This window comes from Methylobacterium crusticola, from assembly GCF_003574465.1.
Classification (GTDB): domain Bacteria; phylum Pseudomonadota; class Alphaproteobacteria; order Rhizobiales; family Beijerinckiaceae; genus Methylobacterium; species Methylobacterium crusticola.
In genome coordinates this window covers 106,539-133,245 of record NZ_QOWC01000001.1, presented here as the reverse complement: position 1 = coordinate 133,245, position 26,707 = coordinate 106,539, and the positions used below count along the sequence as shown (strand labels likewise).

The following is a 26,707-nucleotide window of genomic DNA, read 5'->3' as shown; positions in this document are numbered from 1 at the left end:
TGGCGATCATCTCGCCGATGTCCTTGTCGCCATTGGCCGAGATCGTGCCGACCTGGGCGATCTCCTCGGACGAGGCCACCTTGCGGGCGCGCCCCTCGATGTCCTTGACGATAGCCGCGACCGCGAGGTCGATGCCGCGCTTGAGGTCCATCGGGTTCATGCCGGCGGCGACGTACTTGACGCCCTCGCGCACGATCGAGGCGGCCAGCACGGTCGCGGTGGTGGTGCCGTCGCCCGCCATGTCGCTCGACTTCGAGGCCACCTCGCGCACCATCTGGGCGCCCATGTTCTCGAACTTGTCGGCGAGCTCGATCTCCTTGGCGACGGTGACGCCGTCCTTGGTGATCCGGGGCGCGCCGAAGCTCTTCTCGATCACGACGTTGCGGCCCTTCGGGCCGAGCGTGACCTTGACGGCATTGGCCAGGAGCTCGACGCCGTGCAGCATCTTCTCGCGGGCATCCGTCGAGAAACGTACGTCCTTGGCAGCCATGTGCAGATCCTCTCCGCGTGGAGTTCAGCCTCCGGGCCGGCCGGGTCGGCCGCGCCCGAGGTTCGGGTCGATATCGCGATCCCGGCGGCGCCGTCGGGCGCCCGACCGATCGATGCGGCCCTGGGAAAGACGTGGTTCAGACGACGGAAAACCGCGTTTTCCGTCGAACATGATCAGGCGAGCACGCCCATGATGTCGGACTCCTTCATGATGAGGAGATCCTGGCCGTCGATCTTGACCTCCGTGCCCGACCACTTGCCGAACAGGATGCGGTCGCCGGCTTTGACGTCGAGGGGCGCGACATTGCCGGACTCGTCGCGGGCGCCGGGGCCGACGGCGACGATCTCGCCCTCCTGCGGCTTCTCCTTGGCGGTGTCCGGGATGATGATGCCGCCCTTGGTCTTCTCCTCGCTCTCGATGCGACGGACGGCAACGCGGTCGTGAAGCGGGCGGAACGGCATGCGGGTCTTCCTTCTTCTTGCCACGGCCGGGAAGCGGCGTGACGACGCGGCCGACCTGGAGGAGCCGACACCCGGACCGGGCGCTGCGACTCTGTGCGGCGGTCTTAGCACTCAATGTCCGGGACTGCTAATGCTGATTCGCCCGCGGACGCGGTGGGCCGTCGTGGGTACCCCGCCGGCGGCTCAGGCGGCGGCGTCGGCCCGCCGCGTGCCGCAGGCGTGGCAGAACCGCTCGAAGGTGCTCTTGCGCTGCCCGCAGGCCGGGCAGCGCTCGAACACGCCGAGCCCGCAATGCGGGCAGAAGTTCGTGGTCGGATCGCCGAGCGCGACGGGGCGCTCGCAGCCGGGGCAGATCTGCCGGGCGAGCCGCGCCAGGGCCTGGTCGGTCGCGATGTCGGTGCGGCGCTCGGCGTCGGGGCGCGTCTCGACCGCCGCCTGCCGCTCGCGGTAGGCCTGGAGCGCGTTGATCGCCGCCCGCCCGGCGACGAGCGTCGCGACGACCCCGACGCCGTAGCGCACGTAGCCGCCGTAGCTCGGCAGGTAGGGCACGAGCTCGACGAAGAACGCGAACGCCGCCGCCAGGGCGAAGCCCCAGACGAAGGGCCAGTTGCGCGTGTGCCGCCGCGTCAGCAGCAGCCAGCCGGCCAGGACCAGGAGCGGCAGCGTCAGCGCGAGCCGGTAGCCGAACACGCGCAGTTCCTGCCCGCGCTCGGCCGCGTCGAGCTTCTCCCGGGCCGCCGCGCGCAGGTCCGCGTCGAGGCTCGCCTGCGCGGTCTCCCGCTCGGACAGGTCGAGCTCGCTGCGGGCCAGGACCTCCAGCCGCTCCTCGATCGCGCGCTCGCCGGCCTTGAGGGCATCGAGCTGCTGCGTGCGGGCGATCAGGCCGGGATCCTGGTCGACGCGCTGCGTCGCGTCGCGGGTCTTCAGCCAGTTGGCGAAGGTCTCGCGCGCCGCCTCGGACGCCGAGCGCGCCGCCGCGAGCGCGAGCTGCGCCTGCTCGCCCTGCCGCCGGACGTCGTCCTGCTCGCGGCGGATCTGCCTGAGGGCGTCGGTCGTGGCCCGGGCCCGGTCCGCGTCGAGGAACTGCTCGAGCCGGTAGCGCTGCTCGACCTGCGGCAGGTCGCCGACGACGAGGGAGCCGAGACCGATCAGGAAGCCCGCGAAGGTGAAGGCCACGAGCCACAGGGCGAGCCCGAACCAGCGCTCGGACAGCCGGGAGCCGGACCGCACCCTAGCGGCCCCGGTCACGACGGGGGACCCGGGCCGGCGGATCCGCTCCCTCGGTGGGGCCGACGCGCGCCCCGCGGGTGCGCTGGCGTCCCGGGCCGACATCGGTGGCTGGCATCGGCGCGTCCCTCCCCCGGGGGCTCACGGGACGACGGTTCCCGATCCCTGCGCGCGTGATCCTCAGAGCCCGGCGCGGGCGCGAGGCGACGGAGGGCCCGAGCAGGACACCGGGCGGCGGCGCAGTCCGGGCGGAGCGGTGATCGGGGCGCCCGTTCGTCCCCATTCCCCGGCCGGAAGGTGACATCGGGTGGGCGTTTCGGCAACCGGTTCTCCCCCCGGGAGCCTCCGGCCGGGGACCCGGCCGGCGCCGCCTGGCGGCGATCCCCGACGCGGCGTACGGCGGCAGCGCGTGCGCGATCCCGTCGGGCGGCGTTCGCTGCCGTCGCGCGCCGGACGCGGGGCCGTCCACGGCCGCGGCACGTTCAAGCGCTAGCGTGTCTCCAGGGCCGCCTCGATGAGGCCGCGCACCGTCGCCCAGGCGGGGGCCGAGGGCGTGACCAGGTCGAAATGCCCGGCCTCCGGGATCTCGACGAGCCGCGGCGCACTCCCGGACCCGCCCCGCGCGGCGCGGGCATAGTCGTGCGCGACCCAGGGCGGCACGAGCCGGTCGAGCACGCCGCTCACCATGACCACCGCGCCTGCCGGCGGCCGGAGGGCCGCGGGCGAGACCTCGGCGAGCGTGTCCGGCGGGGCGAGCCTCTCGAGGATGCCGGGTCCGCACAGGAGGGGCACGAAGCGGGCGAACGCCGCGAGGTCGCCGACGCCGCCCAGACTGATCACCGCCCGCGGCACGACGAGCGGCGGCGCGTGCAGCGGGCTCCCGGCCGGGAGGGAGGCGCGGGAGGCCACCCACAGGGCGAGATGGCCGCCCGCGGAGTGGCCGACCAGCACCACGCGCGCGAGGTCGAGCCGGTGGAGGGCCGCCTCCGCGGCCAGCCTGTCGAGCGCGGCGCCGGCATCCTGGTAGGTACCGGGATAGCCGCCGCCGGCCTCGTTCGCGCGGCGGTAGCCGATGCTCCACACGGCGAGCCCGCGCCGGGTCAGCTCCGGCCCGAGATGCCGCATCTGCTCGCGCCCGGCGGTGGCGGCGCTCCAGCAGCCGCCGTGGATCAGCACCGCGACCGGGTGCGGGCCGGGGCCGGCGGGCAGGAAGACGTCGATGGCCTGCGAGGGGGCCGGGCCGTAGGCGACCTGGAGGGTCGGCTCGGGCCGCGGCAGGTCGCGGAAGGCCGAGAGCTCCACCGGGTCGGCCGCCGCCGGACGGAGCGCCAGCGCGAGCGCGAGCGCGAGGGTTGCGCAACGCTTCATGCCATCCTCCTCGACGGCCGTCCTCGGCCGCCATCGGCGGGTCGCGTTCGCGGGCCATCCTAGCAGATCCGCGGCCGCTCTGCGCCCCGGCGGCGGTCCGCCCGCCTCGACGTTCACGGCTCTGCCCGCCGCGCGATGGCGCCCGAGCGGGCGTGCCCGGCGGGACGCGGGCCCCCGACCCGGGTGACCGGGGTGGCGGGTGGCGGGTGCCCTCAGAGCTGCGCGCCGAGCTCGGAGGAGAGACGCTCGGCCGCCTCCCGCAGGCGCGTCTCCAGGTGCCCGGCCTGCTCCGCCGTGAGGCGCGACGACGGGCCCGACAGCGCGAGGGCCCCGATCAGCCGCCGCTCGGTGCCGAAGATCGGCATCGCCAGGGACGCGACGTGCGGATCGGTGATGCCCGACGTGTAGATCGGCAGCCTGACGTCCCGCGGCCCGGAGGGCGCGCGATCGCCGAAGGTGGCCAGGACCTGGGCGATGGCCGAGTTGTCCATCGGCCGCATGTCGCCCGGCCGGACGTTCATGCGCAGCGGGTGCGGCGAGTCCGCCCGGAACAGGCAGAGCCTCTGATTGCCCCGGCGGATGTAGAACGACGCCGTCTCGAGCGACTCGGCGGCGAGGCGCTCGAGCACCGGGACGACCCGCTCCTCCAGGGCGAAGGATTGCTGGTAGACGGAGCCGATCCGGGCGGCCTCGACGCCCAGGCGGTAGCGTCCGTCGTCCAGGCGTTCGATCAGGTCGAACTTCTCGAGCGAGATGCACAGCCGCATGATGGTGCTCTTCACGAGCGACGTGCGGCGGGCGATCTCCGACAGTTCGAGCGCGTCGTCGCCGCGCCGGAACGCCGTCAGCACCGTCAACACCCTCTCGGCCGAGGCGACTCCCTCGAGCTTGGGCCTCCGTCGAGCCTCTCTCGGCATGCCTCGCGCACTCGCTCACCCGTCGGACGTTCGACGAGGCACCCCATAGCGGCCCCGCCACCGGCCAGCAAACCGCCCGGCCGGCCCTGCGGGGACTTGACCCGCGGGCGCGCTCCCTGTACTCAAAATGAAACGCCGTTGCGAAATCGGCCAGGGAGTGAGCGTCATGACATCGGGGCGGCCCGTGGAGCCGGCATCGGCGCGTATGGCAGCGGTCGACGAGCCCGCGCTCCACCGCAAGATGCTGCGGCGCATCCTTCCATTCCTCTTCCTCTGCTACGTGGTCAGCTACCTCGATCGCGTGAACGTCGGCTTCGCGGCGCTCACGATGAACCAGGACATCGGCCTCAGCCCGACGGCCTTCGGGGTCGGCGCGGGCCTGTTCTTCTTCGGCTACTTCATCGCCGAGATCCCCAGCAACCTGATCATGATGCGGGTCGGGGCCCGCCTCTGGATCGCCCGGATCATGATCACCTGGGGCCTCGTCTCGGCGGCGACCGCGTTCGTGACGGGTCCGGTGCAGTTCGGCATCGCGCGCTTCCTGCTCGGCCTCGGCGAGGCGGGTTTCGTGCCCGGGGTGTTCCTGTACCTGGGCCTGTGGTTCCCGTCCGCCGTCCGGGCCCGGGCGACGGCGCTGTTCCTGCTCGGGATCCCGGTCGCCAACATCGTCGGGTCGCCGATCTCGGGGGCGCTGATCCAGCTGGAGGGCTTCGGCCTCAAGGGCTGGCAGTGGCTGCTCGTCCTCGAGGCAGTCCCGGCGATCGTCCTCGGCGTCGCCTGCCTGTTCGTCCTGACCGACCGGCCCGAGAAGGCCGCCTGGCTGTCGGCCGGCGAGCGCGACGTCCTGGTGGCCCGGCTCGCGGCGGAGCGGGCCGCCATCGAGCGCAAGCACAGCTTCACGCTGGCGCAGGCCCTGTCCAACTGGCGGGTGCTGACGCTCGCGGTCGTCAATTTCTGCGCCATTATCGGCTCGCTGGGCATCGGCCTCTGGCTGCCCCAGATCATCAAGCAACTCGGCCTCGCCACCTCCCTCGTCGGGGTCGTAACCGCGATCCCCTACGTCTGCGGCGCGGTCGCCATGGTGGTGTGGGGCCGGATGTCGGACCGGGGCAGCGACCGCACGATCTATCCGGCCCTCTCGCTGCTCCTCGGCGCGGCCGCCTTGATGGGGAGCGCCTTCACCCCCTCGCCGCTCCTCACGATCGCCGCCCTCTGCGTCGCGGTGGCGGGCATCAACTCCTTCGTGGCGACCTTCTGGGCCGTGCCGTCGGGCTTCCTCACCGGCCGCGCGGCGGCGGGCGGCATCGCGATGATCGTCTCCATCGGCAACCTGGGGGGCTTTGCCGGGCCCTACATGATCGGCTTCGTGCGCGACCTCTCGGGCGGGTTCACGGCGCCCCTCGTCGCGGTCGGCTGCTTCCTCCTCGTCGGCGCGACGCTGATGCTCGTCTTCGGCCGCCTCGTCCGGCGCCACGACGTGCCGGCCCCGGTCCCGGCCTGACGCCATGATCCCGCGCCTCGCGCCCGAACCCGTAAGGCTCTCGCTCCACGCGGCCTTCTGCGCCGAGCTGCGGGCGCGGGGCTTCGCGGGCGACCTCTCGCTCGACGCCGCCGACCGCACCGTCCTGGCCACCGACAACTCGATCTACCAGGTCGCCCCGCGGGCGATCGCCTTCCCGCGCGGCCGCGACGACCTCGCCCGCATCGCGACGCTGCTGGCGGAGGAGCGCTTCGCGGACATCCGGATCGCGCCGCGCGGCGGCGGGACCGGCACCAACGGCCAGTCCCTCACGGACGGGCTCGTGGTCGACCTGTCGCGGCACATGAACCGCATCCTGGCGATCGATCCGGAGCGGCGCACGGCGCGGGTCGAGGCCGGCGTCGTCAAGGACCAGCTCAACGCCGCGCTCCGGCCCTTCGGGCTGTTCTTCGCGCCCGAGCTCTCGACCTCGAACCGCGCCACGATCGGCGGCATGATCGCGACCGACGCGAGCGGCCAGGGCTCCTGCCTCTACGGCAAGACCCGCGACCACGTGCTCGCCCTGACGACGGTGCTGTCGGAGGGAACCGTCTGGCACTCGTCCCCCCTCGATCCGTCCGAGCTCGCGGCGGTGCAGGCCCGCCCCGACCGGGCGGGCGCGATCCACCGCGAGGTCGACCGGCTCCAGCGCGAGAACGCGGCGCTCATCGCCGAGCGCTTCCCGCCGCTCAACCGCTGCCTCACCGGGTACGACCTCGCGCATCTCCGGCGCGCCGACGGGCGCTTCGACCTCAACGCGGTCCTGTGCGGCTCGGAGGGCACGCTCGGCCTGCTCGCGGAGGCGACGCTGAACGTGCTGCCGCTGCCGGGCCACGCGGCCCTGGTCGCCCTGCGCTACGCCGGCTTCGACGCGGCGCTGCGCGACGCGCAGGCGCTCGCCCCGTTCGGGGCGGCCTCGATCGAGACGGTCGATTCCACCGTGCTGGCGCTCGCCCAGGGCGATCCCGTCTGGGCGGGCGTCGCCGCCTTCTTCCCCGAGGATGGCGGGGAGCGGGCGCGCGGCGTCAACCTCGTCGAGTTCGTCGGCCACGCCGCCGCAACGGTCGAGGAGGCGGTCGGGCGCCTCACGGCGGCCCTGGACGCGGCCGGCCCGGTGAATGGGCGCCGCGGCTACGCCGTGGCGCGCGGGGAAGCGGACGTCGCGCGCATCTGGGACATGCGCAAGAAGGCGGTCGGGCTCCTGGGCAGCATGCGGGGCGAGAAGCGGCCGATCGCGTTCGTGGAGGACACCGCGGTCCCCCCCGAGAACCTCGCCGACTTCATCGGCGAGTTCCGGGCCATGCTCGACCGCCGCGGCCTCGATTACGGCATGTTCGGCCACGTGGACGCGGGCGTGCTGCACGTGCGGCCGGCGATCGACATGAAGGCGCCGGGCGCCGAGGCCCTGATCCGGGAGGTCACCGAGGATGTCGTCGCGCTGACGCAGCGCTACGGCGGCCTCCTCTGGGGCGAGCACGGCAAGGGGGTGCGCTCCGAGTTCTCGCCCCGGTTCTTCGGTCCGCTCTACCCGATGCTGCAGGCCGTCAAGGCCGCCTTCGACCCGCGCAACCAGCTCAACCCGGGCAAGATCGCGGTGCCGGAGGGCGGCGCCCTGCTGGCGATCGACGGCGTGCCGACCAAGGGGCAGCGCGACCGCGGGATCCCGCCGGCGGTTCGGGCCGGCTACGACGAGGCGCTCCACTGCAACGGCAACGGCGCCTGCTTCACCTGGGACCCGGACGACGCCATGTGCCCCTCCTGGAAGGGCACGCGCGAGCGCCGGCACTCGCCGAAGGGGCGCGCCCAGCTCATGCGCGAGTGGCTGCGCCGCCTCGCCGCCGAGGGCAGCGACCCCCTCGCCGAGGCCCGCCGGCTGCGCGCGCGGCCGGGCTGGCTCGCCTTCCCGGCCCGGCTCGCCGCGACGCTCCGGCGGCAGGACGACGTCTCGCACGCGGTGCACGAGGCCATGGCGGGCTGCCTCGCCTGCAAGTCCTGCACGGGGCAGTGCCCGATCAAGGTCGACGTCCCGACCTTCCGGGCGAAGTTCCTCGAACTGTATTACGGCCGCTACCTGCGGCCCCTGCGCCACCACGTCGTCGCCGCGCTGGAGGGGCTGGCGCCCTGGCTGGCCAAGGCGCCGCGGCTCGTCAACGGCGCGACGTCGCTCGGCCTCGCGGGGGCTCTCGGCCTCGTCCACACGCCGAAGCTGTCGGGGCTCGATCTCGGGCGGGAGATCGCGCGTCGCGGCGTGGCGCCCGCCGACCCGCAGGCCCTGGCGGCGCTCTCCGCCTCCGAGCGCCTGACGAGCGTCGTCGTGGTGCAGGACGCGTTCACGAGCCACTACGACACGCCGGTCCTGCTCGCCCTCCTCGATCTCCTGGTCGGGATCGGCATCCGGCCCTGGCTCGCACCCTACCGGCCGAACGGCAAGCCGCTGCACGTCCACGGTTTCCTCGGCCGCTTCGAGCGGCTCGCGGCGGCGAACGCGGCCGCGCTCGACCGCCTGGCGGCAACCGGCGTCGCGCTCGTCGGCCTCGATCCCTCGATGACGCTGACCTACCGGTCGGAGTACAGGCAGGCGCTTCCGGGCCGCGACGTGCCGCGGGTCCAGCTCGTCCAGGAATGGCTCGCCGGCCGCCTCGAGCACGCCGCGCGGGCGCCCGGGCGGAAGTCCTACTGGCTGCTGCCGCACTGCACGGAGCGGGCGACGGCGCAGCCCGCCGTGGCGGCGTGGTCGGCGGTCTTCGAGGCCTTCGGCCTCGGGCTCAGGGCGCTGCCCTCCGGCTGCTGCGGCATGGCCGGCACCTACGGCCACGAGGCCGAGCACCGGGCGACGTCCGAGCGCATCTACGCCCTCAGCTGGGCGAGGCACGTGGCCGAGAAGGGCCGGTCGGGCCGCCTCCTGGCCGACGGCTACTCGTGCCGGTCGCAGGCCCGCCTCATCGACGGCGTCCGGCTCCCCCACCCCGTCGAGATCCTCCGCGACCTCGTCGCGGCCGGCGGCGGGGCCGCCGCGGCGCGACGCCCGGCCGCGGCCCCCCTTGACCCGATCCCAACGACACGGAGCCCGTGATGGCAGACCGCAAGCAGTTCAGACTCGGCCTCGTCGGCTACGGCGAGATCGGCAGCACCCTCGGCGCGGGCCTGCGCAAAGCCGGCCTCGAAGCGATCGCGTGCTACGACAGGTACGCCTTCGAGGGCCCCTACGCCGACCTCATCCAGAGCCGGGCCCGGGAGGCCGGCGTCACCCTGGTGCGCTCGAACGCCGAGCTCGCGCAGGCGAGCGACCTGGTCTTCAGCGTGACGCCCGGGGCGGCCTCGCTCGAGAGCGCGGACGCGTTCGCCCCGGTCCTGACGAGCCGGCACACCTTCCTCGACTTCGCGTCCGCCACCCCGAAGATCAAGACCCGCGTGGCCGACGCGCTTGGCCCGAGCGGCGCGCTCCTCGGCGACGGCTCAATCGAGGGAACGCCGCTCCACGGCTACAGCATGCGCATGCTGTCGAGCGGGCCCGCCGGCGAGCGGGTGCGCGACTGGCTGGTGCCCTGGGGCATGCAGATCGAGTTCACGGGCCCGGTCCTCGGCACCGCGTCCGGGATCAAGATCCTCCGCTCCGTCCTGATCAAGGGCATCGAGGCGCTGACCGACGAGATGCTGCTCGCCGCCCGCCAGTACGGGATCGACGAGGTCGTGCTCGCCTCCGCCGCGAAGACGCTGGCGCGGCCCTGGATGGACACCGTCCAGAGCCTGACGCCCTCCGGGACCATCCACGCCAAGCGCCGCGCCGAGGAGCTCGAGATGTCGGCCGACGCCGTCGCGGATGCCGGGGTCGAGCCGATCATGGCCCGCGCGATCGCGTCGCGCCTGCGCTGGAAGGAGAGCCTCGGCCTCAAGGACCACTTCAAGGGCGTGGTGCCGCGGACCTACCAGGAGGCGCTCGACGCCATGGCGCTGAAGGCCGGCCTCGCGCAGCCCGAGCGGGCCTGAGCGCCGCACCCCGCGATTCCCCCCTTCCCCGTCCAGGAGGCAGCCATGTCCATCGGGTTCACGATCCATCCCCGGCCGCGCAAGGTCGACGACGCCACGGTCGCGCGGTTCAAGGCCATCGCGGTCGCGAATATCAGCGACTCGATGAACCGCATGGCGCATGGCGGTCCCCGCCTGCGGCCGCTCCACGCCGGAGGCGTGCTGGCGGGCGCCGCGCTCACGGTGAGGCAGCGCCCGGGCGACAACCTGATGGTGCACGCGGCCCTCAACCGCGCCGGCCCGGGTGACGTCCTCGTGGTCGACGCGGGCGGCGACCTCACGAACGCGATCATGGGCGAGCTCATGCTCGCCCACGCGCAGCAGATCGGGGTCGCGGGCGTGATCGTGAACGGGGCCGTGCGCGATTCCGGGTGGATCCGCGCCAACGCCCTCCCGGTCTTCGCGGCCGGCATCACGCATCGCGGTCCCTACAAGAACGGGCCCGGCGAGGTGAACGCCACGATCGCTCTCGACGGCATGGTGATCCGGCCGGGCGACCTCATCGTCGGCGACGACGACGGGGTCGTCTGCGTGCCCATCGAGCAGGCGGACGAGGTCTACGCGGCGGCCAGCAGGAAGCAGGCGGGCGAGGCCGACACGATGGCGGCCATCAAGGCCGGCACCGTGGACCGCTCGTGGGTCGAGCGCGCCCTGCGGGACGCGGGCTGCGAGGGAGTCTGACCCGCCTGCGGACGGCGGGCACGCGATGACGCGGACCGGCGCCGGTGGCGCCGGGGCCGCACCGATGAAGAACCCGGGAGGACAGGACGTGAGCGTCTCCGAACAAGCGCCGCAATCCCTCGAGACCGCGACCATGCGCCGGGTCATCCTTCGGCTCGTGCCGTTCCTGATGGTCTGCTACTTCTTCGCCCTGCTCGACAGGGTCAACGTCGGCTTCGCCGCGTTGCAGATGAACAAGGATCTCGGGCTCACGCCCGCGATGTTCGGCTTCGCGGCGAGCCTGTTCTTCGTCTCCTACTTCCTGGTCGAGGTCCCGAGCAACCTCGCGCTCCAGCGCGTCGGCGCGCGGCGCTGGATCGCCCGGATCATGATCACCTGGGGTCTCGTGACGATGGGCATGGCCCTGGTGGCGGGGCCGTACTCCCTCTACGCGATGCGCTTCGTCCTGGGCGCGGCCGAGGCCGGCTTCTTCCCGGGCGCCATCCTCTACCTGACCTACTGGCTGCCGAGCGCGTACCGGGCGCGCATCCTGGCGACGTTCACGGTCTCGATCCCGCTCGCGACCTTCCTGGGCTCGCCCCTCTCCGTGTCGCTCCTCGAACTCGACGGGGCCCTCGGGCTCAAGGGCTGGCAGTGGCTGTTCGTGCTGGAGGGCGTCCCGACCATCCTGCTTGGGATCTGCTGCCTGTTCGTGCTGACGGACAGGCCCCGTGACGCCGCCTGGCTCGATGCGCCGCAGCGCGCCTGGCTCGTCGGGCGCCTCGCCGAGGAGGCGGCCCGCAGGACGCCCGTCGGCCACATCTCGCTGTGGCAGCTCGCGCGCAACAAGTACTTCGTGACCATGGCGCTCGTCTGCGCGGGAGCGTCCGCGACCGGGAGCGTGCTGTCGGTCTGGCAGCCGCAGATCATCAAGGCGTACGGGCTGACCAATCTCCAGACCGGCTTCGTCAACGCGATCCCGTACGGCTTCGCCACGGTACTGATGATCCTGTGGGGCCGCCGGTCGGACCGCAGCGGCGAGCGCACCTGGCACACGGCGCTCCCGCTGACGCTCGCGGCCTTCGGCCTGGCCTACCTGAGCCTGTCGGGCAGCCTCGCGACGACCATCGCGGCCGTGACCTGCGCGCTCGTCGGCGCCTACGCCTTCAAGGGGCCGTTCTGGGCCCTGTCGGCGGGCTGGCTGTCGGCCGGGACGCTGGCGGCGGGCCTCGCGGGGATCAACGCGATCGCGAACCTCATCGGCGGCGGCCTGATGGTGAACGTCGTCGGCCTGGTGAAGGAGGCGACCGGGAGCTTCGCCCTCGGCATGCTCCCGGTCGCGGCGCTCGACGCGGCCGCCGCACTCAGCGTCCTGATGATCAGCCGCGCGCATGCCCGCGACACCCGCGCGGCAATGGCCGCGGCCTGACCTCGAGGCCGTCGACCCGCGTGGTGCGGCGGTCGGTCGAACCGCCGCGCGGATTCTCTCATCCCTCGAGGGCCACGATGTCGTTCTTTTCTCCCCCGCCGATCGTGACGGCCGAGATCTTCACGCGCCTGCCGGACCGGTTCCGCAAGCCGACGGCCACCGCCTGGGCGAGCGCGAACCGCGGCGGGCAGGCCATCGACTCCTTCCTCGAGGGCCCGGTCTTCGACCGCGCCGGCCGGCTCTACGTGACCGACATCCCGTTCGGCCGCATCTTCCGCATCGACCCGGACGGGACCTGGGAGCTCGTCGCCGAGTACGACGGCTGGCCGAACGGGCTGAAGATCCATCGCGACGGGCGCATCTTCATCACCTGCTACAAGCGCGGGATCCTGCTCCTCGACCCCGAGGCCGGGTCGGTGACGCCGTTCCTGGAGAATGCCGGCTCGGAGGGATTCCGGGGCGTCAACGACCTCACCTTCGCGGGAAACGGCGACCTCTACTTCACGGACCAGGGCCAGACCGGCCTCCAGGACCCGACCGGCCGGGTCTACCGCCTGCGCGCCTCCGGCGAGCTGACCTGCCTCGTCGACACGGTGCCGAGCCCGAACGGCATCGTGGTCGACAGCGCCATGGCGAACCTCTTCGTCGCCGTGACGCGGGCGCAGCAGATCTGGCGCATCCCGCTCGGGACGAGCGGGCTCGTGTCGAAGGTCGGGGTGTTCTCGCAGCTCCACGGCGGGCTCGGCGGCCCGGACGGCGTCGCGCTCGACGCCGAGGGCTGCCTCGTCGTCGCCCATACCGGCTTCGGCTCGGTCTGGCGTCTGTCGCCGGTCGCCGAGCCGCTCCTGCGCGTGGTGTCCCCGGCCGGCCGCTCGACCACCAACGTGGCGTATGGCGGGCCGGACCGCGCGACCCTCTTCATCACCGAGTCCGAGACCGGGAGCATCCTGACGGCGCGGATGCCCGCCCCCGGTCAGGCCCTGTTCTCGCACGCCTGAGCGGACCCGCGCCCATGACACATCCGATGCCTCATCCGATGACGCGGCGCGATCACCTCGCGCTCCTCGCGAGCGCGGCGGCGCTCTGCGCCGGCCCGCGGCCCGCCGCCGCTGAGGCCGTGCGCTGGTCCGCCGGGACCGACCGCCCCACGTTCACCGTGCCCCCGGACGCGACCGACTGCCACCACCACGTCTACGACGCGCGCTTTCCCCCGGCGCCTGCCGCGACCCTGCGGCCGCCCGATGCCGGTGCCGACGATTACCGGCAGTTGCAGCGCCGGCTCGGCCTCACGCGCAACGTCGTGGTGCAGCCCTCGACCTACGGGACCGACAACCGGCTGCTCGTCGAGACGGTCAAGGGCTTCGGCAGCGGCGCGCGGGGCGTCGCGATGCTCGACGCAAGCGTCGCGCCGGCCGAGCTGCGCCGCCTGCACGAGGCCGGCATCCGGGGCGTCCGGTTCGGCACGCGGCTCCCGGGCGGCGCGCCGATGGACGACCTGGAGCCGGTCGCCCGCAAGGTCGCGGAGCTCGGCTGGCACATCCAGCTCGTGTCCGACGGCGAGACGATCGTCGCGCTGCGGGACGCGCTCGAGCGCCTGCCCGTCCCCGTGGTGTTCGACCACATGGGCCACGTTCCCGAGCCGGCCGGTCCCGACCATCCGAGCTTCCGGGTGATCGCGGGTCTGATCGAGAGGCGCGGCGCCTGGGTGAAGCTGACCGGCGCCTACCTCCTGTCGAAGTCCGGCCCGCCCCGCTACGCCGACCGGGGCCGGCTCGCCCGCGCCTATGTCGGCCTCGCCCCGGAGCGGCTCGTCTGGGGGAGCGACTGGCCGCACCCGACGGCGCCCGCCGACGGCAAGCCCGACGACGCCGTCCTGCTCGACCTGCTGGCGGAGTGGGCGCCGGATCCGGAGCTGCGCGCCCGGATCCTCGTCGCCAATCCCGCCCGGCTCTACGGGTTCTGAGGCCGGCGGGGGGCAGCGACCGGCGGCCTGCCAGCGGGACGGGACGCCCGATCCGCGGGCCGCCGGCACCTGCGAGGCGCCGCGGCCCGCCCAACGACGAGGGGAGAGTGAACCATGACGGTGTTCGACTGGTCGCGGCGCGACATCGTGAGGGCGGCGGGCGCCTGCGCCCTCGCGGCTGCCGGCACCCGGAGCGGCCCGGCCGCGGCGCGAGGCGCCGTCCCGTTCTCGTCCGGCACGGAGGCGCCGAGGACGGCCGCGCCGCCCGGCGCGTGCGACGCGCACATCCACATCTTCTCGAAGCGCTTCCCCGCCTCGGCCCACTGGCGGGGCGAGCCGGTCGTCGACAGCGACGTCGCGGCCTACCGCCTGCTCCAGGAGCGGATCGGCACGAGCCGCGTCGTCGTGGTGACGCCCTCGACCTACGGCGTCGACAACCGCGCCACGCTCGACGGGGTCGCGCAGTTCGGGTCGTCCGCGCGCGCGGTCGTCGTCGTCGACGAGGATATTCCGGATGCCGAGCTCGGGCAGATGGCCGCCCGGGGCGCGGTCGGCATCCGGGTGAACTTCGTGACGCCGCAATCCTGGGGCGTCACGACCGCCGAGCGCCTCGAGACGATGGCCCGGAAGGTCGCGCCGCTCGGCTGGCACGTGCAGGTGTACATGACCGGCGACCAGATCGCCGACCTCGCCGACGTCCTGTCGCGCCTGCCGACGCCGCTCGTCATCGATCACCTGGCCCGGCTGCCGCCCGGCCAGGGGGAGAGCCACCGGGCCTACCCGGCGGTCCGCAGGCTGCTCGACGGCGGCCGGACCTGGATGAAGCTGTCGGGCGCCTACCTCAACACCGCGAGCGGCCCGCCCTCGTACCGCGACGCCGGCGCGGTGGCGGCGGCGTTCGCCAAGGCCGCGCCCGAGCGCATGGTCTGGGGCAGTGACTGGCCCCACCGCGGCGAGAAGCACCTGCCCGACGACGCCGTCCTGTTCGACCTGCTGGCGGAATGGGCACCGGACGAGGCCGCGCGACGCCGGATCCTCGTCGACAACCCGGGCCGCCTCTACGGCTTTCCGACGGTGTGAGCGGGCCGTCCCGCCCGCATCCAGGACCACGAGGGGCGCGGCTGCCGTCGGTCAGCGCGATCCGCGCCGGGCGCGAGGCCGTGAGCCGGGGCCTCTCCGATGCCGCCGGAGCCACCGAGCACCGGGGCCTGCATCCCGGCGAGGGAGGGGGAGGTCGCGCGGACGGGGTGCATGGTCGATCCCTCCCGGCCGATCCGGCGAAACCCTGGACGAGGTCTCGCCGCGCGGGAGCGGAGAGGCGGGAGGGAACCGCGGTCGCGGCCAGCGTCGCGACCAACAGCGACGTCCGCCCCGCGCCTCAGCCCGCCGGCGCCAGGGCGTAGACCCGCCGGGCGGTGCCGGCGAAGAACGCCTCCTGTTCGGCGGGCGGGAGCGGCGCCGCGATGGCCTTCATGCCGCCCAGGATCTCCGGGAGCGTGGCGCAGAGGCTGTCGACCGGGAAGTTCGAGCCGAACATGGCCCGCTCGGCGCCGAACAGCTCGATCACCGCGCGCACCACGGGGCCGTTGCTCTCCGGCGTCCAGGCCTGCCCGGGCTGGCCGAGGCCCGAGACCTTCACGGCGACGTTCGGGCAGCCGGCGAGGCGGGCCATCGCGGCCCGCCAGCCCGCGAGGCTCGCGGGGTCGCGCGCGGCGGGCAGGCCCGCGTGGTTCAGGATGATCGTCGTCCCGGGGAAGTCGCGGGCGAGCTCGACCGCCTCGTCGAGGTTCCACCACGGCGTCTGGAGGTCGAAGCGCAGGCCGTGCCGGGCGAGCCGCGCGAAGCCGGCCCGCCAGGCGGGGTCGGACATCAGCGTGCGGGAGCGGCCCGCCTCCTCGGGACGCGCGGGCCCGCCCGGCTTGTGGCGGACGCTGCGCACCAGCGGGAAGGCGGCCTGCCGCGCGAGGACGTCGGCGGCGTCGGCCCGGTCGAGCCAGGCCTGCGCCACGATCGCGCCGGGCAGCCCGTGGCGCGCGGCGAGACCTGAGGCGTAGGCCGTCTCGCCGATCGGGTCGGCGGGGTCCCACTCGGTCTCGACGTAGACGCTCGCGGCGATCCGGTGCGGGCCGGCGTCGCGCCGGTAATCGTCCGGCAGGTAGCGCCGCTTGATCGCGTCGTAGTTCCCGTACCGGAACGGGATGCGCGCCTCCGGCCGCAGCCAGGGGTGCGGGTTGCGGTCGGGCTCCCAGAAATGCTGGTGGGCGTCGACGACGGGCCCGTCGTAGATCCGGCTCGCCATCTCACGCCCTCCCGGCCGGACGGGCCTGCGGGAACGCGATCAGGAGCGTGCCCAGCACGTACAGGACCGCGCAGGCCGCGAAGTAGAGCAGCACCGCCAGGTAGGTGCCGGTCGTCTGCAGGACGAAGCCGGTGATGATCGGCACCGCGATGCCGCTGGCGCTGCCGGCGAAGTTCATCGTCCCGCCGACGACCCCGACCTTGTCGCGGGGCGCAAGCATCACCGGCAGGCTCCAGTACAGGCTGCCCCAGTAGAGGAAGAACAGGGTCGCCGAGAGGATCGCCACCGCGGCGACCGGGTCGGCGACCTGCGGCAGGGCCAGGAAGGCCGCCGCGACCGCGAGGCCCGAGGCGCCGAGCATCCCCTTGTAGATCCGGCCGCGGGAGAGGCCGCGGGCGAAGAGCCAGTCGGCCGAGAAGCCGGCGAAGAGCGAGCCCGCCATCCCGCACAGGAAGATCACGAAGGTGGCGTAGCCCATCTGCTTGAGGTCGAAGCCGCGGGCCTGGGCGAGGTAGCTCGGCCCCCAGGTCAGGAGCCCGAAATTGATCATCGCCCAGCTCATCCGCCCGACGAGGAGGCCGGTCATCGAGCGCGCGGTGATCCGATCGGGCGCCGTCTCGGCGGCCGGGGCCGCCCCGCCCGCCGCGGCGCCGCGGATGCGCGCCAGCTCGGCCGGGTTGACGCCCGGGTGGCGCGCGGGGTCGTCGCGCAGGGTCCGCCAGGCCAGGTAGCCGAGGGCGATCGTGGCGAGGCCCGCCGCCAGGAAGGCGAGGCGCCAGGAGCCGAGCCAGAGGATCAGGAAGGCGATGATCGCGCCCCCGAAGGCCGCCCCGAGGGGGGAGCCGGAATCCATCAGCACGGCCCCGCGCCCGCGCTCCTCCGGCGAGAGCCAGAGCGCGTTGAGCTTGGCGCCCGCCGGGAAGAGCGGCGCCTCCGCGGCGCCGAGGCCGAGCCGGGTCAGGAGCAGGCTCGTGCCCCCGGTCGCCGCGGCGGCGAGCGCCTGGAACAGGCCCCAGCCGATCGTCGCCCCGGCGATGAGCCGGCGCGGCCCGAAGCGGTCGATCAGCCAGCCGCCCGGCACCTGGAGCAGGGCGTAGGTCCAGAAGAACGCGCTGAGGATCAGGCCCTGCATGGTGGGCGAGAGCGAGAATTCCCGGGCGATGGTGGGCATCGCGATCGAGAGCGCCGTGCGGTCGATCAGGTTGATCACCACCAGCACGAACACCACCGCGAAGATGCGCCAGCGCACCGCCGTGGGCGCGGCCTCCGCGGCCTCGTGGGCATTCGCCGTCGTCACGATCATCCGTTGGTTCCTCCCTGTCGGGTCGGGTGGGCGGGACTTCTGCGGCCCCGCCTCGGGGTTGGGCGTGTCGCGTGCCCGGTCCGGGCGCGCCGCGGCTGACCGCCTCAGCGGTTCACGAGCTTGGCCGGGATGAGGAAGATCAGGCCCGCGGCCAGGATCAGGGCGGCGGCCAGGAACAGGATCGAGAACTCCGTCTTGCCGGTGGCCTGGGAGGTCCAGCCGATGATGGCGGGCCCGAAGAAGCCCGAGAGGTTGGCGAAGGAGTTGAGCACCGCGAGCCCGCCCGCCGCCGCGACGCCGCTCAGCATGGCGGTCGGCAGGTTCCAGAACAGCGGCGGGATCGCCATGATGCCCGCGGTGGCGACGCAGAGGGCGAGGAGGCCGAGCACGGGATCGTGCTGCCAGACCACCGACAGGACGAGCCCGGCGGCGCCCGTCAGGTAGAGGGCGGCGAGGTGCCAGCGGCGCTCACGCGTCCGGTCCGAGCTGCGGCTGACCAGGACCATCGAGCCGATCGCGCACAGGCTCGGCAGGGCCGACATCAGGCCGACCGTGACCGGGTCCTTCACCCCCATGTTGACGATGAGGGTCGGCAGCCAGAAGTTCAGGCCGTAGAGGCACAGGTTGCAGACGAAGAAGATCCCGGTCATCAGGATCAGGTAGCGGTTGGTGAGCGCGTCCCGCAGGGACAGTGCCGGCTTACCCGCGCGCTCCCGCTCCACGTCGGCGCGGATCAGCGCCTTCTCGTCGGCGGTGAGCCAGGCCGCATCCTCGACCCGGTCCTGCAGCACGAGGTAGAGCGCGACGCCGACGACGATGCTGGGCAGCGCCTCCAGGACGAACAGCCACTGCCAGCCCGCGTAGCCGAGGGCACCCGACAGGGTGCCGAGGATCGCGCCCGAGACCGGCCCGCCGACGAAGCCCGCGACGCCGAGCCCGATGAAGAACAGGCCGACCACGCGCCCGCGCCGGTCGGCCGGGAACCAGGCGCCGAGGTAGTAGATCACGCCCGGCATGAAGCCGGCCTCGGCGAGGCCGAGGGCGAAGCGGACAGCGTAGAACTGCCACGGCGTCTGGACCAGCATCGTCAGGGCCGAGATCACCCCCCAGGTGATCATGATCCGGGCAAGCCAGGTGCGCGCGCCGACGCGGTGCAGGATGAGATTGCTCGGCAGCTCGAACAGGAAGTAGCCGAGGAAGAAGATCCCGGCGCCGGCGCCGTAGACGGCGTCGCTGAACTTCAGGTCGGCGGCCATCTGCAGCTTCGCGAAGCCGACGTTGACCCGGTCGAGGTAGGCCGCCAGGAAGGCCAGGATCAGGATCGGGACGATGCGGGCCGTCGCCTTCCGGTACGCGGCGTCGCGGACCGTCTGCGCGGGGAGCGCGGCGACGGCGGCTGTGGCGGACATGGGCTTCCTCCTGCGGTGCTGCGGATGCCGGCTTCTCGCCGTGCGCGGATAATCGGTGCCTGCGGAGCGACGGTCGGACCGCCCGCGATCACTCGTCCCGGAGCCGGAACGGTGGCTCGGAGGGTCCCGGACGTCGGTCGGACGGAGCGTCAGCGCACCTTCGGACCGGCGTCCCGCGCGGGATGGCCGCGCGGCCCGCCGGCGCAACGGTCGGATCCGGGCGTGGCGCCCGGGCTCGTGGAGGAAAACGGTCGGCTGCCGGGCGGAGCAGGAGGATGCCGCCGCGCCGGCGCGGCCGCCACGATGCGGCGCAGGCGGGAGGCGGCGGGGCCGGGCCCGGTGGCGCCCGCCGCGAGGCGGGCCGCCGAGGCATTCGCCCGGTCGGTGCGGGGCGGGACGGACGTCGTGCGGAGCAGGGCGCGCACGACGCTCGGCGCACCCCGGCGAGAGCCGGACATCGGGTTTCCTCCAGGCTGCGCGCGACGGGTGCGGGCTCTGCCGGCCCGCTCGTCGCCCCGCGCGACGGCGAAGTCAGTGCGCGGCGGCAGCCATGCGGGCGGCGATCAGGAGGGCGGCGCGGCTCGCGCCCGGGTTGGCGATCCCCTGGCCGGCGATGTCGTAGGCCGAGCCGTGGGCGGGGGTGCAGATCGGGAACGGGAAGCCGCCGAGCAGGGTCACGCCGCGGTCGAAGCCGACGAGCTTCATGGCGATCTGGCCCTGGTCGTGGTACATCGTCACGACCGCGTCGAAGGCGCCCTTGAGGGCGCGCACGAACACCGTGTCGGGCGGGTAGGGCCCGGCTGCGTCGAGACCCTCGTCGCGCGCCGCCTCGACCGCCGGCCCGATCACCTCGATCTCCTCGCGCCCGAAATTGCCGCCGTCGCCGGCGTGCGGGTTGAGGCCCGCCACCGCGATCCGCGGGCGCGCGATGCCGGATTCCACGAGCGAGGCGTTCGTCAGGCGGATGCCGCGCAGCACGGCCTCGCGGGTGATGAGCTCCGCCACCCGCGAGAGCGGCACGTGCGAGGTCACGCGGGCGTTCCAGAGCCCCTCGAGAATGTTGAACTCGCTCGCCGGCCCGTCGAGGCCGAGCACCTCGGCGGTGTAGCCGATCTCGTCGTCGTAGGGCGGGTGAGCCATCCGCATGGCGGCCTTGTTGAAGGGCGTGAAGCAGACGGCGCCCGCGCGCCCGGAGGCGGCCAATTCCAGGCAGGTGCGGAAGTTGTCGAGGGAGAAGCGGCCGCCCGCCGCGCCGGCGACGCCGCGTGCGACCGTGTCCGGGTCGAGGTGGCCGAGGTCGAGGAGGACCGGGCGGCCGGCCGGGGTCGGATCCGCGCCGGGCTCGCGCCGCTCGACGTCGAGGTCGAGGCCCGCCTCCGCGGCGCCGCGGGCCAGCACCCGGGCGTCGCCGACCACGATCAGCGAGGCGGCCGCCGCGACCTCCTGGTCCGCCACCATCCGGGCGGCCAGCTCCGGCCCGATCCCGGCGGGGTCGCCGATGGCGAGGGCGATGACGGGCTTGGTCGCGGCGGACGGGTCGGCTGGCATGACGGCGCTCTTCGTGGCTGTGGCGTGCCGTACCGGTACCATCGACGCACCCTGTATGCAAGTATGCTGCATACAGGATGAAGGCGTGGTGGGTGCCCGCGACGCCGTGCTAGGATGGCGGACTTCACGCGAGGCGGGACGATGCAGGGGATCGACGGGGGCGTGTCGGCCCTGGACCGGGTGACGCCGCTGAACCGGCGCACGCTCCACGACGAGCTCGTCGGGCGCATTCGGGACATGATCATCGAGGGACAGCTCGCCCCGGGCGGCCGCATCCACGAGGGCCAGCTCGGCCAGGCCCTCGGCGTCTCCCGCACGCCCCTGCGCGAGGCCTTGAAGTTCCTGGCGAGCGAGGGGCTGATCGACCTCGTGCCGGGCCGGGGCGCGGTGGTGCGCCGCCTCACCGCCCACGACGTGCGCGACATGCTCGACGTGCTGGTGGCCCTGGAGACCACGGCCGGGCGCCTGCTCTGCCGGCGCGCCTCCGATGCCGAGATCGCGGCGGTCCGGACCCTGCACGACGAGATGATGGGCTTCTACGCCGACCGTAACCGGCTCGAGTACTACAAGCGCAACCAGGCGATCCACGCCGCCATCGCGGCGCTCTCGGGCAACGCATTCCTGGCCGCCTCGCACGAGGGCATCCAGTCCCGCCTGCGCCGGATCCGCTTCATCGGCAACGAGGGGCCGGAGAAGTGGGCGGGCGCCGTGGCCGAGCACGAGGAGATGATCGCCGCCCTGGAAGCGCGCGACGCCGACCGCCTCGCCGCCATCATCGCCCGGCACCTGGAGCGGACCTGGGAGCGGGTGCAGGGGGTGATCTGACGGGTGATCCGGCAGGCGGCCGGCGCCGCGGGCGGCGGGTCCGGAGGCGGCGCGGCGCCGAGCGACCTGCGGCGCCCTGACCCTGAGCGGCCCCCGGTGCCGCGGCGGGCGGGCCGTGGGCGCTCGTGCCCCTTGTTCAGCCGCGATCATGCGCGGCAGAAAGCGCGCGCGCGGGCACCGACCTACGGTTTGATCACGGCGAGAACCGCGATGGCCACCAGGGCCGGCACGATCAGGGCCGAGACCCGCGGCGGCGCGGCGCCATCCCCTCTGCCCAGGCGCCGGATCCGGCCCGATTGCAGGCCGTGGATGGCCGACAGCAGGACGGCGAGGACCAGCTTCGCCTGAAGCCATCCCGCGGCGAACCAGCCCCCCGTGACGGCGAGCCCGAGGCCGAGGGCCCACACGCCGAGAAGGGCGGGCATCGTGACCCGCCGGTCCCAGCGCAGCAGGGCGGCCGCGAGCGGGGCGACGCGGTCGGGCGCCGCCCGTCCGGCGGCAAGCAGCAGGCCGTTGGCGACGACCCCGCCGACGAACAGGAGCGCGCAGGCCACGTGCAGCGCCTTCAGCCACGGGTAGGCGTCCACCGCCGTCATGCCCCGGGCCGGTCTTCGACCGCCCGCGCGGCGCGCCGCGCGACGGCGCGGGCCGCGAGGAAGCCCGCGAAGGGAACGACGGCCGCCAGGAGCAGCCGGGCCGCCTCGCCCCGCGTCCACAGGCCCGCGCCGACGGACTGGAGGACCAGCCAGAGATAGGCGACGAAGGCGAGGCCGTGGAGCGGGCCGAGGACGCGCACCGCCAGGGGCCAGTCGCCCAGGTGCTTGAGCGGGACCGCGACCCCGACGAGGAGGAGCAGCGTCGTCGCCTCTGCGGCCGCCGCGATCCCGAGCAGGCGGAGCTGCCGCGGGTCGGTGCCCGCGCCCTCCCCCGCCGTGCCGACCGGCTCGCCCCGGCCGAGGTCATGACGCCACGCGCGTCCTTGCCGAACCGTGCTCACATGCCCCCTCCGCGTGCCCTGCCCCGGCGGTCTACCGGGTGAGCCGGCCCGGGGCGAGTGGCGGAAACGACATCCACCGATCGCTTCCTGCCAATCGACGGAGCCTGTATGACGGTGCCGCAACCGGGAGGCGGGGACGGCATGGCTCACATCGTCGGGGTGCTCGCGCTGGACGGGGTGGTGCCCTTCGACCTCTCGATACCCTGCGAGGTGTTCGGCCGCGCCGAGGCCCGCAACGGCACGCCGTTCTACGACGTCCGCGTCTGCGGCGAGGCGCCCGAGATCCGCGCGCGCCCGTTCGGCGTGCGCCCGCCCTACGGACTGGACGCGCTCTCCTCGGCCGACACGCTCGTCATCCCAGGCATCGAGGATCCGTTGCGGCCGGTCGCGCCGGTCGTCCTGGACTGCATCGCGCGCGCCTGGGCGGCCGGCGCGCGGGTCGCCTCGATCTGCTCGGGGGCCTTCGTGCTCGCCGCGACGGGTCTGCTGGACGGACGCCGCGCCACCACCCACTGGCTCGCCGCGGGCGACCTCGCCGCGCGCTACCCGGCCGTCGCGGTGGACCCGAACACGCTGTTCGTCGACGAAGGGCGCATCATCACGTCGGCAGGCGCCGCCGCGGGCCTGGACATGTGCCTGCACCTCGTGCGGCGCGACCTCGGTCAGGCGGCGGCCGCGCACGCCGCCAGGATCGCGGTCGCCCCCCTCGACCGCGACGGCGGCCAGGCCCAGTTCATCCGGCACGAGCCGCCACGCACCACCGCCAGCCTCGCCCCCGTGCTCGAATGGCTGCTCGCGAACGTCGACCGGCCACTCGGCGTCGCCGCGATGGCGCGGCGCGCGGGCATGAGCGAGCGCACCTTCGCGCGGCGCTTCCAGGAGCAGACCGGAACCACCCCCAAGCAGTGGTTCCTGTCGGCCCGGATCAGGCGCGGACAGGAACTGCTGGAGGGCGGGGGCGCGTCGGTCGACGCGGTCGCGCTGGCGAGCGGCTTCACGTCGCCGGTCACGTTCCGGGCGAGCTTCCGCAGGCTCATCGGGATCGGCCCGGCGGCTTACCGGGCCCGCTTCAGCGCCGGGCGCTGAACGCCCTGGCGGAGACCCCCGGGGCCGCGCCGGGGGTGCCCGTGAGTCCCGGTGAGCGGGCGTCCAGTCGAACGCAAGACCGGGGGACGCCGTTCGACCGCGCGCCGAGGACAAGCGGCAGCAGCGCGCGGCAGGAGCAGGAGGCGCGCGGAGTCTCGACCTTGCGCCGATCTTGACAGGCCTCGCCTCCGGGAGATCCATTGCAGCGGGTGCGGACGACCGGGTCCCGCGCGGGTCCGGCGGGCGGACCGGGCGACGCCGCCGCCGCGCAGCCGGTCTCGAGGCGCGGTTGGGTGTCCGCGGCGACGCCGACCCGGGCAACCGCCCACGAACCCGGGACGGAGCAGGTCATCATCTACACGTTCGGCCCCTTCCGCCTCAGTCCCGCAGAACAGCTCCTGCTCAGGGGCGACGCGCCGGTCCGGCTCGGGGGTCGGGCGCTGGAGATCCTGACGGCGCTCGTCGAGCAGGCGGGCGAGGTCGTCAGCCAGGACGACCTGATCGGCCGTGCCTGGCCCCGCACGCACGTCGACCGGTCGAACCTCAAGGTCAACGTCGCGGCCATCCGGCGGGCGCTGGCGGGGGCGGACGCGAGAGACCGCTACATCGTCACGGTCAACGGTCACGGCTACCGCTTCGTGGCGCCGGTCCAGACGGCCCGGCCCCGCGAGCAAGCCGGCCGGCGGCACGCCCTGCCGCCGGCGCCGCGCCTCGTCGGACGGGACGAGGACGCGGCCGCCGTCGCGGAGCGTCTCCGCTCGCACCCGCTCGTCACGGTCACGGGTCCCGGCGGGATCGGCAAGACGTCGCTCGCCGTCGCGGTCGCCCATGCCGCCGCGTCAGCGTTCCCGGACGGCGCCTGGCTTCTGGATCTCGGCGCGCTCGACAGCGCGCGCTACATCGCGAGCGCCCTCGCCCACCGGCTCGGGCTGGTCGTCCCCTCGGACGATCCCGACGCGGCCCTCGTCGCGGCGATCGCGGGCCGGCAGATGCTCCTCGTCTTCGACTGCTGCGAGAACAGCCTCGACGAGGCGGCGCGGCTCGTCGACCTCGTCACCGGAGCGGCCCCGGACACGCGCGTGCTCGCGACGAGCCGCGAGCCGCTCCGCGTCGCCGGCGAGTGCGTGCATCCCCTCGACCCGCTCCCCGTGCCGCCCGCAGGCGCCCTCACGGCCGGGCAGGCGCTGGCCTTCGCGGCGGTCGGCCTCTTCGTGGAGCGCGCCGCGCAGGGCCCCGGACGCTTCGCCCTCCGGGACGCGGACGCGCCGGCGGTCGCCGCGATCTGCCGCCGCCTCGACGGGCTGCCGCTCGCCCTCGAACTCGCGGCGACGCGCCTGGACGCGTTCTCGCCCGGCGACCTCCTCGCGCTCCTGAGCGAGCGGGTCGCGCTCCTCGACGGGGGGCGGCGCGCCGGGCCGGCGCGCCAGCGCAGCCTCTCGGCCACGCTGGACTGGAGCCACGACCTCCTCTGCGCGGACGAGCGGGCCGTGTTCAGGCGGCTGTCGGTCTTCCCCGGGCCCTTCACCCTGGCGTCCGCGCGGGCGGTCGGCGACCTCGGCGGTGGCGCGGGTCCCGACGTCGTCGGGGTTGTCGCCGCCCTCGTCGCCAAGTCGCTGCTGGCGACCGGCGCTGCCGGCCCGGACCGCGCCTACCGCTTCCTCGACACGACCCGGGCCTACGCCCTGCGCCGGCTCTCCGGGAGCGGCGAGTGGGACGCCGCCCACAGGCGCCACGCCGAGCGGTGCCGGGAGCTCTGCCGGCGGCGCGACGACGGGCCGGGCGAACCCTGGCCGTCCGACGGCGGCCAGGGTGGGTCGTCGCTCGGCGACGACCTGCGCTCCGCCCTGGACTGGGCCTTGTCCGAGCGGGGCGACGGGGCGCTCGCCCTGTCGCTGACGGCCGCGGCGATCCCGGTCTGGGAACGGCTGTCCTTCGTGCAGGAACTCGTCGACACGGTCGAGCGGGCCCTCGCGCTGCTGCCCGGGGGCACGGCCGGTCCGGACGACCGCACCGCGGTGACGCTGCGCGTGGCCCTGGCGGCGGCCCTGCTGCAGACCCGGGGGCCGGTCGCGCGCGTGGCGGCGTTGTGGCGGGAGGCGCACGAGGCCGCCGACCGCGTCGGGGATGCGGAGGGGCGGCTGCGCGCGCTATGGGGCTTGTGCGACTACCGGACCTGGATCGGCGACCACCGGGCGGCCCTCGCCCTGGCGGCGCGCATCCGCGCGGAGGCCGCGCGGACCGGGAACCGGGTCGCGGGCGTGGCCGTCGAGAGGCCGACCGCCACGCTCCTGCGCTACCGCGGCGACCTCGCGGGTGCGCGCCGCGCGGCGGAGCGCCTGTTGTCCCGCTCGACGCCGCGCGCGTCCGCCGGCCGACCCGAGCGCCACGGCAGGTCCGCGGCGCGAGGCACCCTGGCGAACGTCCTCTGGCTCCAGGGCTTCGCCGACGGTGCGGTCGCGGCGGCCCGGCAGGCCCTGGAGGAGGCGCGGGCCGGCGGCGATCCCTTCGCGATGATGAACGCGCTCGCGCACACTTTCGTCCCGGTCGCGCTGCACGTCGGCGACGCGCGGGCGGCCGAGGAGGCGCTCGCCATGCTGTCCGACCACGGTGCCCGGCACGGGTTGCGGATCTGGCGGTCGGTCGGCGATTGCCTCGGGGCGATCCTGCTCCTCCGGCGCGGCGACGCGGAGGGGCTGGGACGCCTCCGGGAGGCGCTCGACGAGATGGAGGCGACCGGCTTCCGGATGCGCCGCCCGGCCTATCTGGGGTCGCTCGCCAGCGCGCTTGGCGCCCACGGGCAGCGGGTCGAGGCCCGGGCGACGATCGCGGAGGCGCTCGCCGCCTCGGACCGGAGCGGCGAGACCTGGTGCCGCCCGGAGCTGCTGCGCATCGAGGGACGGCTGCTCGCCGCCGAGGCGCGCGCCGCCGACGCCGAGGCCCGCGTCAGGGAGGCGATCGAGCTCGCCGGGCGCCAGGGCGCGCTGGCCTTCGCGCTGCGCGCCGCGACGAGCCTCGCGGCGCTCAGGAGGGCCCCCGACGAGCGCGCCCTCCTCGCCGCGATCTACGGGCGGTTCTCCGAAGGGTTCGACACGCCCGATCTCATGGCCGCGCGCAGGTGCCTGGGCGACGCGGCGGTGCAGCGCGACGAGGCCGCCTGGCCGGTCGCCCTGGCCTGACCCC

General features: G+C 74.3%; 22 protein-coding genes. 11 read left to right on the top strand and 11 right to left on the bottom strand.

Going from position 1 to position 26,707, the window contains the following annotated elements:
• From DT057_RS06600 to DT057_RS06580, 5 genes are all read right to left on the bottom strand, one after another.
• The coding region (locus DT057_RS06600) for a TCP-1/cpn60 chaperonin family protein (protein ID WP_276469423.1) at nt 1-490 on the bottom strand (490 nt) is incomplete at its 3' end.
• A gap of 173 nt (nt 491-663) precedes the next feature.
• Nucleotides 664-951: a co-chaperone GroES gene (groES, locus tag DT057_RS06595; protein WP_128561276.1), complete on the bottom strand. Its 288-nt coding sequence runs from the start codon at nt 949-951 to the stop codon at nt 664-666.
• 183 nt (nt 952-1,134) lie between these two features.
• Nucleotides 1,135-2,181, bottom strand: a complete 1,047-nt coding sequence (locus tag DT057_RS06590) for a zinc ribbon domain-containing protein (RefSeq protein ID WP_128561275.1) — start codon at nt 2,179-2,181, stop codon at nt 1,135-1,137.
• A gap of 486 nt (nt 2,182-2,667) precedes the next feature.
• Entirely contained in the window at nt 2,668-3,546 is an 879-nt protein-coding gene (locus DT057_RS06585) for an alpha/beta hydrolase family protein (protein ID WP_128561274.1), read from the bottom strand.
• 212 nt (nt 3,547-3,758) lie between these two features.
• Nucleotides 3,759-4,463 (bottom strand): IclR family transcriptional regulator, encoded by a 705-nt coding sequence (locus DT057_RS06580; protein WP_128561273.1) that lies wholly within the window; start codon nt 4,461-4,463, stop codon nt 3,759-3,761.
• Nucleotides 4,464-4,668: 205 nt separating this feature from the next.
• Between DT057_RS06580 and DT057_RS06575 the strand changes: the two genes are divergently transcribed.
• From DT057_RS06575 to DT057_RS06540, 8 genes are all read left to right on the top strand, one after another.
• On the top strand, nt 4,669-5,964 hold the full coding sequence (locus tag DT057_RS06575; protein WP_238314007.1) for an MFS transporter: 1,296 nt from the start codon (nt 4,669-4,671) through the stop codon (nt 5,962-5,964).
• Between the two features lie 4 nt (nt 5,965-5,968).
• Nucleotides 5,969-9,055, top strand: coding sequence for a D-2-hydroxyglutarate dehydrogenase YdiJ (ydiJ, locus tag DT057_RS06570; protein ID WP_128561271.1), 3,087 nt, complete (start codon nt 5,969-5,971; stop codon nt 9,053-9,055).
• Nucleotides 9,055-9,969, top strand: a complete 915-nt coding sequence (locus DT057_RS06565) for a DUF1932 domain-containing protein (protein WP_128561270.1) — start codon at nt 9,055-9,057, stop codon at nt 9,967-9,969. Before ydiJ ends, DT057_RS06565 begins: the two co-directional genes overlap by 1 nt.
• A gap of 45 nt (nt 9,970-10,014) precedes the next feature.
• Nucleotides 10,015-10,689 carry an RraA family protein gene (locus DT057_RS06560; RefSeq protein ID WP_128561269.1) on the top strand — a complete coding sequence of 225 codons (675 nt, stop codon included), beginning with the start codon at nt 10,015-10,017 and terminating at the stop codon, nt 10,687-10,689.
• A 64-nt stretch (nt 10,690-10,753) separates the two neighbouring features.
• Nucleotides 10,754-12,097: an MFS transporter gene (locus DT057_RS06555; RefSeq protein ID WP_407068132.1), complete on the top strand. Its 1,344-nt coding sequence runs from the start codon at nt 10,754-10,756 to the stop codon at nt 12,095-12,097.
• A gap of 77 nt (nt 12,098-12,174) precedes the next feature.
• The gene (locus tag DT057_RS06550; RefSeq protein ID WP_128561268.1) at nt 12,175-13,095 is read left to right on the top strand and encodes an SMP-30/gluconolactonase/LRE family protein; all 921 of its coding nucleotides are present in this window, start codon (nt 12,175-12,177) and stop codon (nt 13,093-13,095) included.
• 38 nt (nt 13,096-13,133) lie between these two features.
• On the top strand, nt 13,134-14,060 hold the full coding sequence (locus DT057_RS06545) for an amidohydrolase family protein (protein WP_238314006.1): 927 nt from the start codon (nt 13,134-13,136) through the stop codon (nt 14,058-14,060).
• Between the two features lie 114 nt (nt 14,061-14,174).
• The gene (locus tag DT057_RS06540) at nt 14,175-15,140 is read left to right on the top strand and encodes an amidohydrolase family protein (RefSeq protein ID WP_128561266.1); all 966 of its coding nucleotides are present in this window, start codon (nt 14,175-14,177) and stop codon (nt 15,138-15,140) included.
• Between the two features lie 298 nt (nt 15,141-15,438).
• Here the strand turns inward: DT057_RS06540 and DT057_RS06535 are convergent, their stop codons facing one another.
• The 4 genes from DT057_RS06535 to DT057_RS06520 all read right to left on the bottom strand — a co-directional run bounded on the left by DT057_RS06535 (nt 15,439) and on the right by DT057_RS06520 (nt 20,619).
• Nucleotides 15,439-16,359, bottom strand: a complete 921-nt coding sequence (locus DT057_RS06535; protein WP_128561265.1) for an amidohydrolase family protein — start codon at nt 16,357-16,359, stop codon at nt 15,439-15,441.
• 1 nt (nt 16,360) lies between these two features.
• Nucleotides 16,361-17,662 carry an MFS transporter gene (locus DT057_RS06530; protein ID WP_128561264.1) on the bottom strand — a complete coding sequence of 434 codons (1,302 nt, stop codon included), beginning with the start codon at nt 17,660-17,662 and terminating at the stop codon, nt 16,361-16,363.
• A gap of 104 nt (nt 17,663-17,766) precedes the next feature.
• Complete coding sequence (locus DT057_RS06525) at nt 17,767-19,071, bottom strand: MFS transporter (protein ID WP_128561263.1); 1,305 nt, start codon at nt 19,069-19,071, stop codon at nt 17,767-17,769.
• A 531-nt stretch (nt 19,072-19,602) separates the two neighbouring features.
• Nucleotides 19,603-20,619 carry a 4-hydroxythreonine-4-phosphate dehydrogenase PdxA gene (locus DT057_RS06520; protein ID WP_128561262.1) on the bottom strand — a complete coding sequence of 339 codons (1,017 nt, stop codon included), beginning with the start codon at nt 20,617-20,619 and terminating at the stop codon, nt 19,603-19,605.
• Nucleotides 20,620-20,760: 141 nt separating this feature from the next.
• On the opposite strand from DT057_RS06520, the gene DT057_RS06515 reads away from it, so the two are divergent.
• Nucleotides 20,761-21,444 carry a GntR family transcriptional regulator gene (locus DT057_RS06515; RefSeq protein ID WP_128561261.1) on the top strand — a complete coding sequence of 228 codons (684 nt, stop codon included), beginning with the start codon at nt 20,761-20,763 and terminating at the stop codon, nt 21,442-21,444.
• A gap of 182 nt (nt 21,445-21,626) precedes the next feature.
• On the opposite strand, the gene DT057_RS06510 is transcribed toward DT057_RS06515, so the two are convergent.
• Nucleotides 21,627-22,040, bottom strand: a complete 414-nt coding sequence (locus DT057_RS06510) for a CopD family protein (RefSeq protein WP_128561260.1) — start codon at nt 22,038-22,040, stop codon at nt 21,627-21,629.
• Complete coding sequence (locus DT057_RS06505; RefSeq protein WP_203236205.1) at nt 22,037-22,441, bottom strand: DUF3817 domain-containing protein; 405 nt, start codon at nt 22,439-22,441, stop codon at nt 22,037-22,039. Before DT057_RS06505 ends, DT057_RS06510 begins: the two co-directional genes overlap by 4 nt.
• 141 nt (nt 22,442-22,582) lie before the next feature.
• Between DT057_RS06505 and DT057_RS06500 the strand changes: the two genes are divergently transcribed.
• Nucleotides 22,583-23,527 (top strand): GlxA family transcriptional regulator, encoded by a 945-nt coding sequence (locus DT057_RS06500; RefSeq protein WP_128561259.1) that lies wholly within the window; start codon nt 22,583-22,585, stop codon nt 23,525-23,527.
• Nucleotides 23,528-23,820: 293 nt separating this feature from the next.
• Entirely contained in the window at nt 23,821-26,703 is a 2,883-nt protein-coding gene (locus tag DT057_RS06495; RefSeq protein WP_162501342.1) for an ATP-binding protein, read from the top strand.
• Nucleotides 26,704-26,707: the final 4 nt, after the last annotated feature.

Bases quoted from the DNA above. Each gene is read 5' to 3' on its own strand.
- DT057_RS06530 (WP_128561264.1), bottom strand. From the start codon at position 17,662: ATGATCGTGACGACGGCGAATGCCCACGAGGCCGCGGAGGCCGCGCCC.
- DT057_RS06540 (WP_128561266.1), top strand. From the start codon at position 14,175: ATGACGGTGTTCGACTGGTCGCGGCGCGACATCGTGAGGGCGGCGGGC.
- DT057_RS06550 (WP_128561268.1), top strand. From the start codon at position 12,175: ATGTCGTTCTTTTCTCCCCCGCCGATCGTGACGGCCGAGATCTTCACG.
- DT057_RS06525 (WP_128561263.1), bottom strand. From the start codon at position 19,071: ATGTCCGCCACAGCCGCCGTCGCCGCGCTCCCCGCGCAGACGGTCCGC.
- groES (WP_128561276.1), bottom strand. From the start codon at position 951: ATGCCGTTCCGCCCGCTTCACGACCGCGTTGCCGTCCGTCGCATCGAG.
- DT057_RS06515 (WP_128561261.1), top strand. From the start codon at position 20,761: ATGCAGGGGATCGACGGGGGCGTGTCGGCCCTGGACCGGGTGACGCCG.
- DT057_RS06555 (WP_407068132.1), top strand. From the start codon at position 10,754: ATGAAGAACCCGGGAGGACAGGACGTGAGCGTCTCCGAACAAGCGCCG.
- ydiJ (WP_128561271.1), top strand. From the start codon at position 5,969: ATGATCCCGCGCCTCGCGCCCGAACCCGTAAGGCTCTCGCTCCACGCG.
- DT057_RS06565 (WP_128561270.1), top strand. From the start codon at position 9,055: ATGGCAGACCGCAAGCAGTTCAGACTCGGCCTCGTCGGCTACGGCGAG.
- DT057_RS06580 (WP_128561273.1), bottom strand. From the start codon at position 4,463: ATGCCGAGAGAGGCTCGACGGAGGCCCAAGCTCGAGGGAGTCGCCTCG.
- DT057_RS06510 (WP_128561260.1), bottom strand. From the start codon at position 22,040: ATGACGGCGGTGGACGCCTACCCGTGGCTGAAGGCGCTGCACGTGGCC.
- DT057_RS06545 (WP_238314006.1), top strand. From the start codon at position 13,134: ATGACGCGGCGCGATCACCTCGCGCTCCTCGCGAGCGCGGCGGCGCTC.
- DT057_RS06585 (WP_128561274.1), bottom strand. From the start codon at position 3,546: ATGAAGCGTTGCGCAACCCTCGCGCTCGCGCTCGCGCTGGCGCTCCGT.
- DT057_RS06520 (WP_128561262.1), bottom strand. From the start codon at position 20,619: ATGCCAGCCGACCCGTCCGCCGCGACCAAGCCCGTCATCGCCCTCGCC.
- DT057_RS06560 (WP_128561269.1), top strand. From the start codon at position 10,015: ATGTCCATCGGGTTCACGATCCATCCCCGGCCGCGCAAGGTCGACGAC.
- DT057_RS06500 (WP_128561259.1), top strand. From the start codon at position 22,583: ATGGCTCACATCGTCGGGGTGCTCGCGCTGGACGGGGTGGTGCCCTTC.
- DT057_RS06535 (WP_128561265.1), bottom strand. From the start codon at position 16,359: ATGGCGAGCCGGATCTACGACGGGCCCGTCGTCGACGCCCACCAGCAT.
- DT057_RS06575 (WP_238314007.1), top strand. From the start codon at position 4,669: ATGGCAGCGGTCGACGAGCCCGCGCTCCACCGCAAGATGCTGCGGCGC.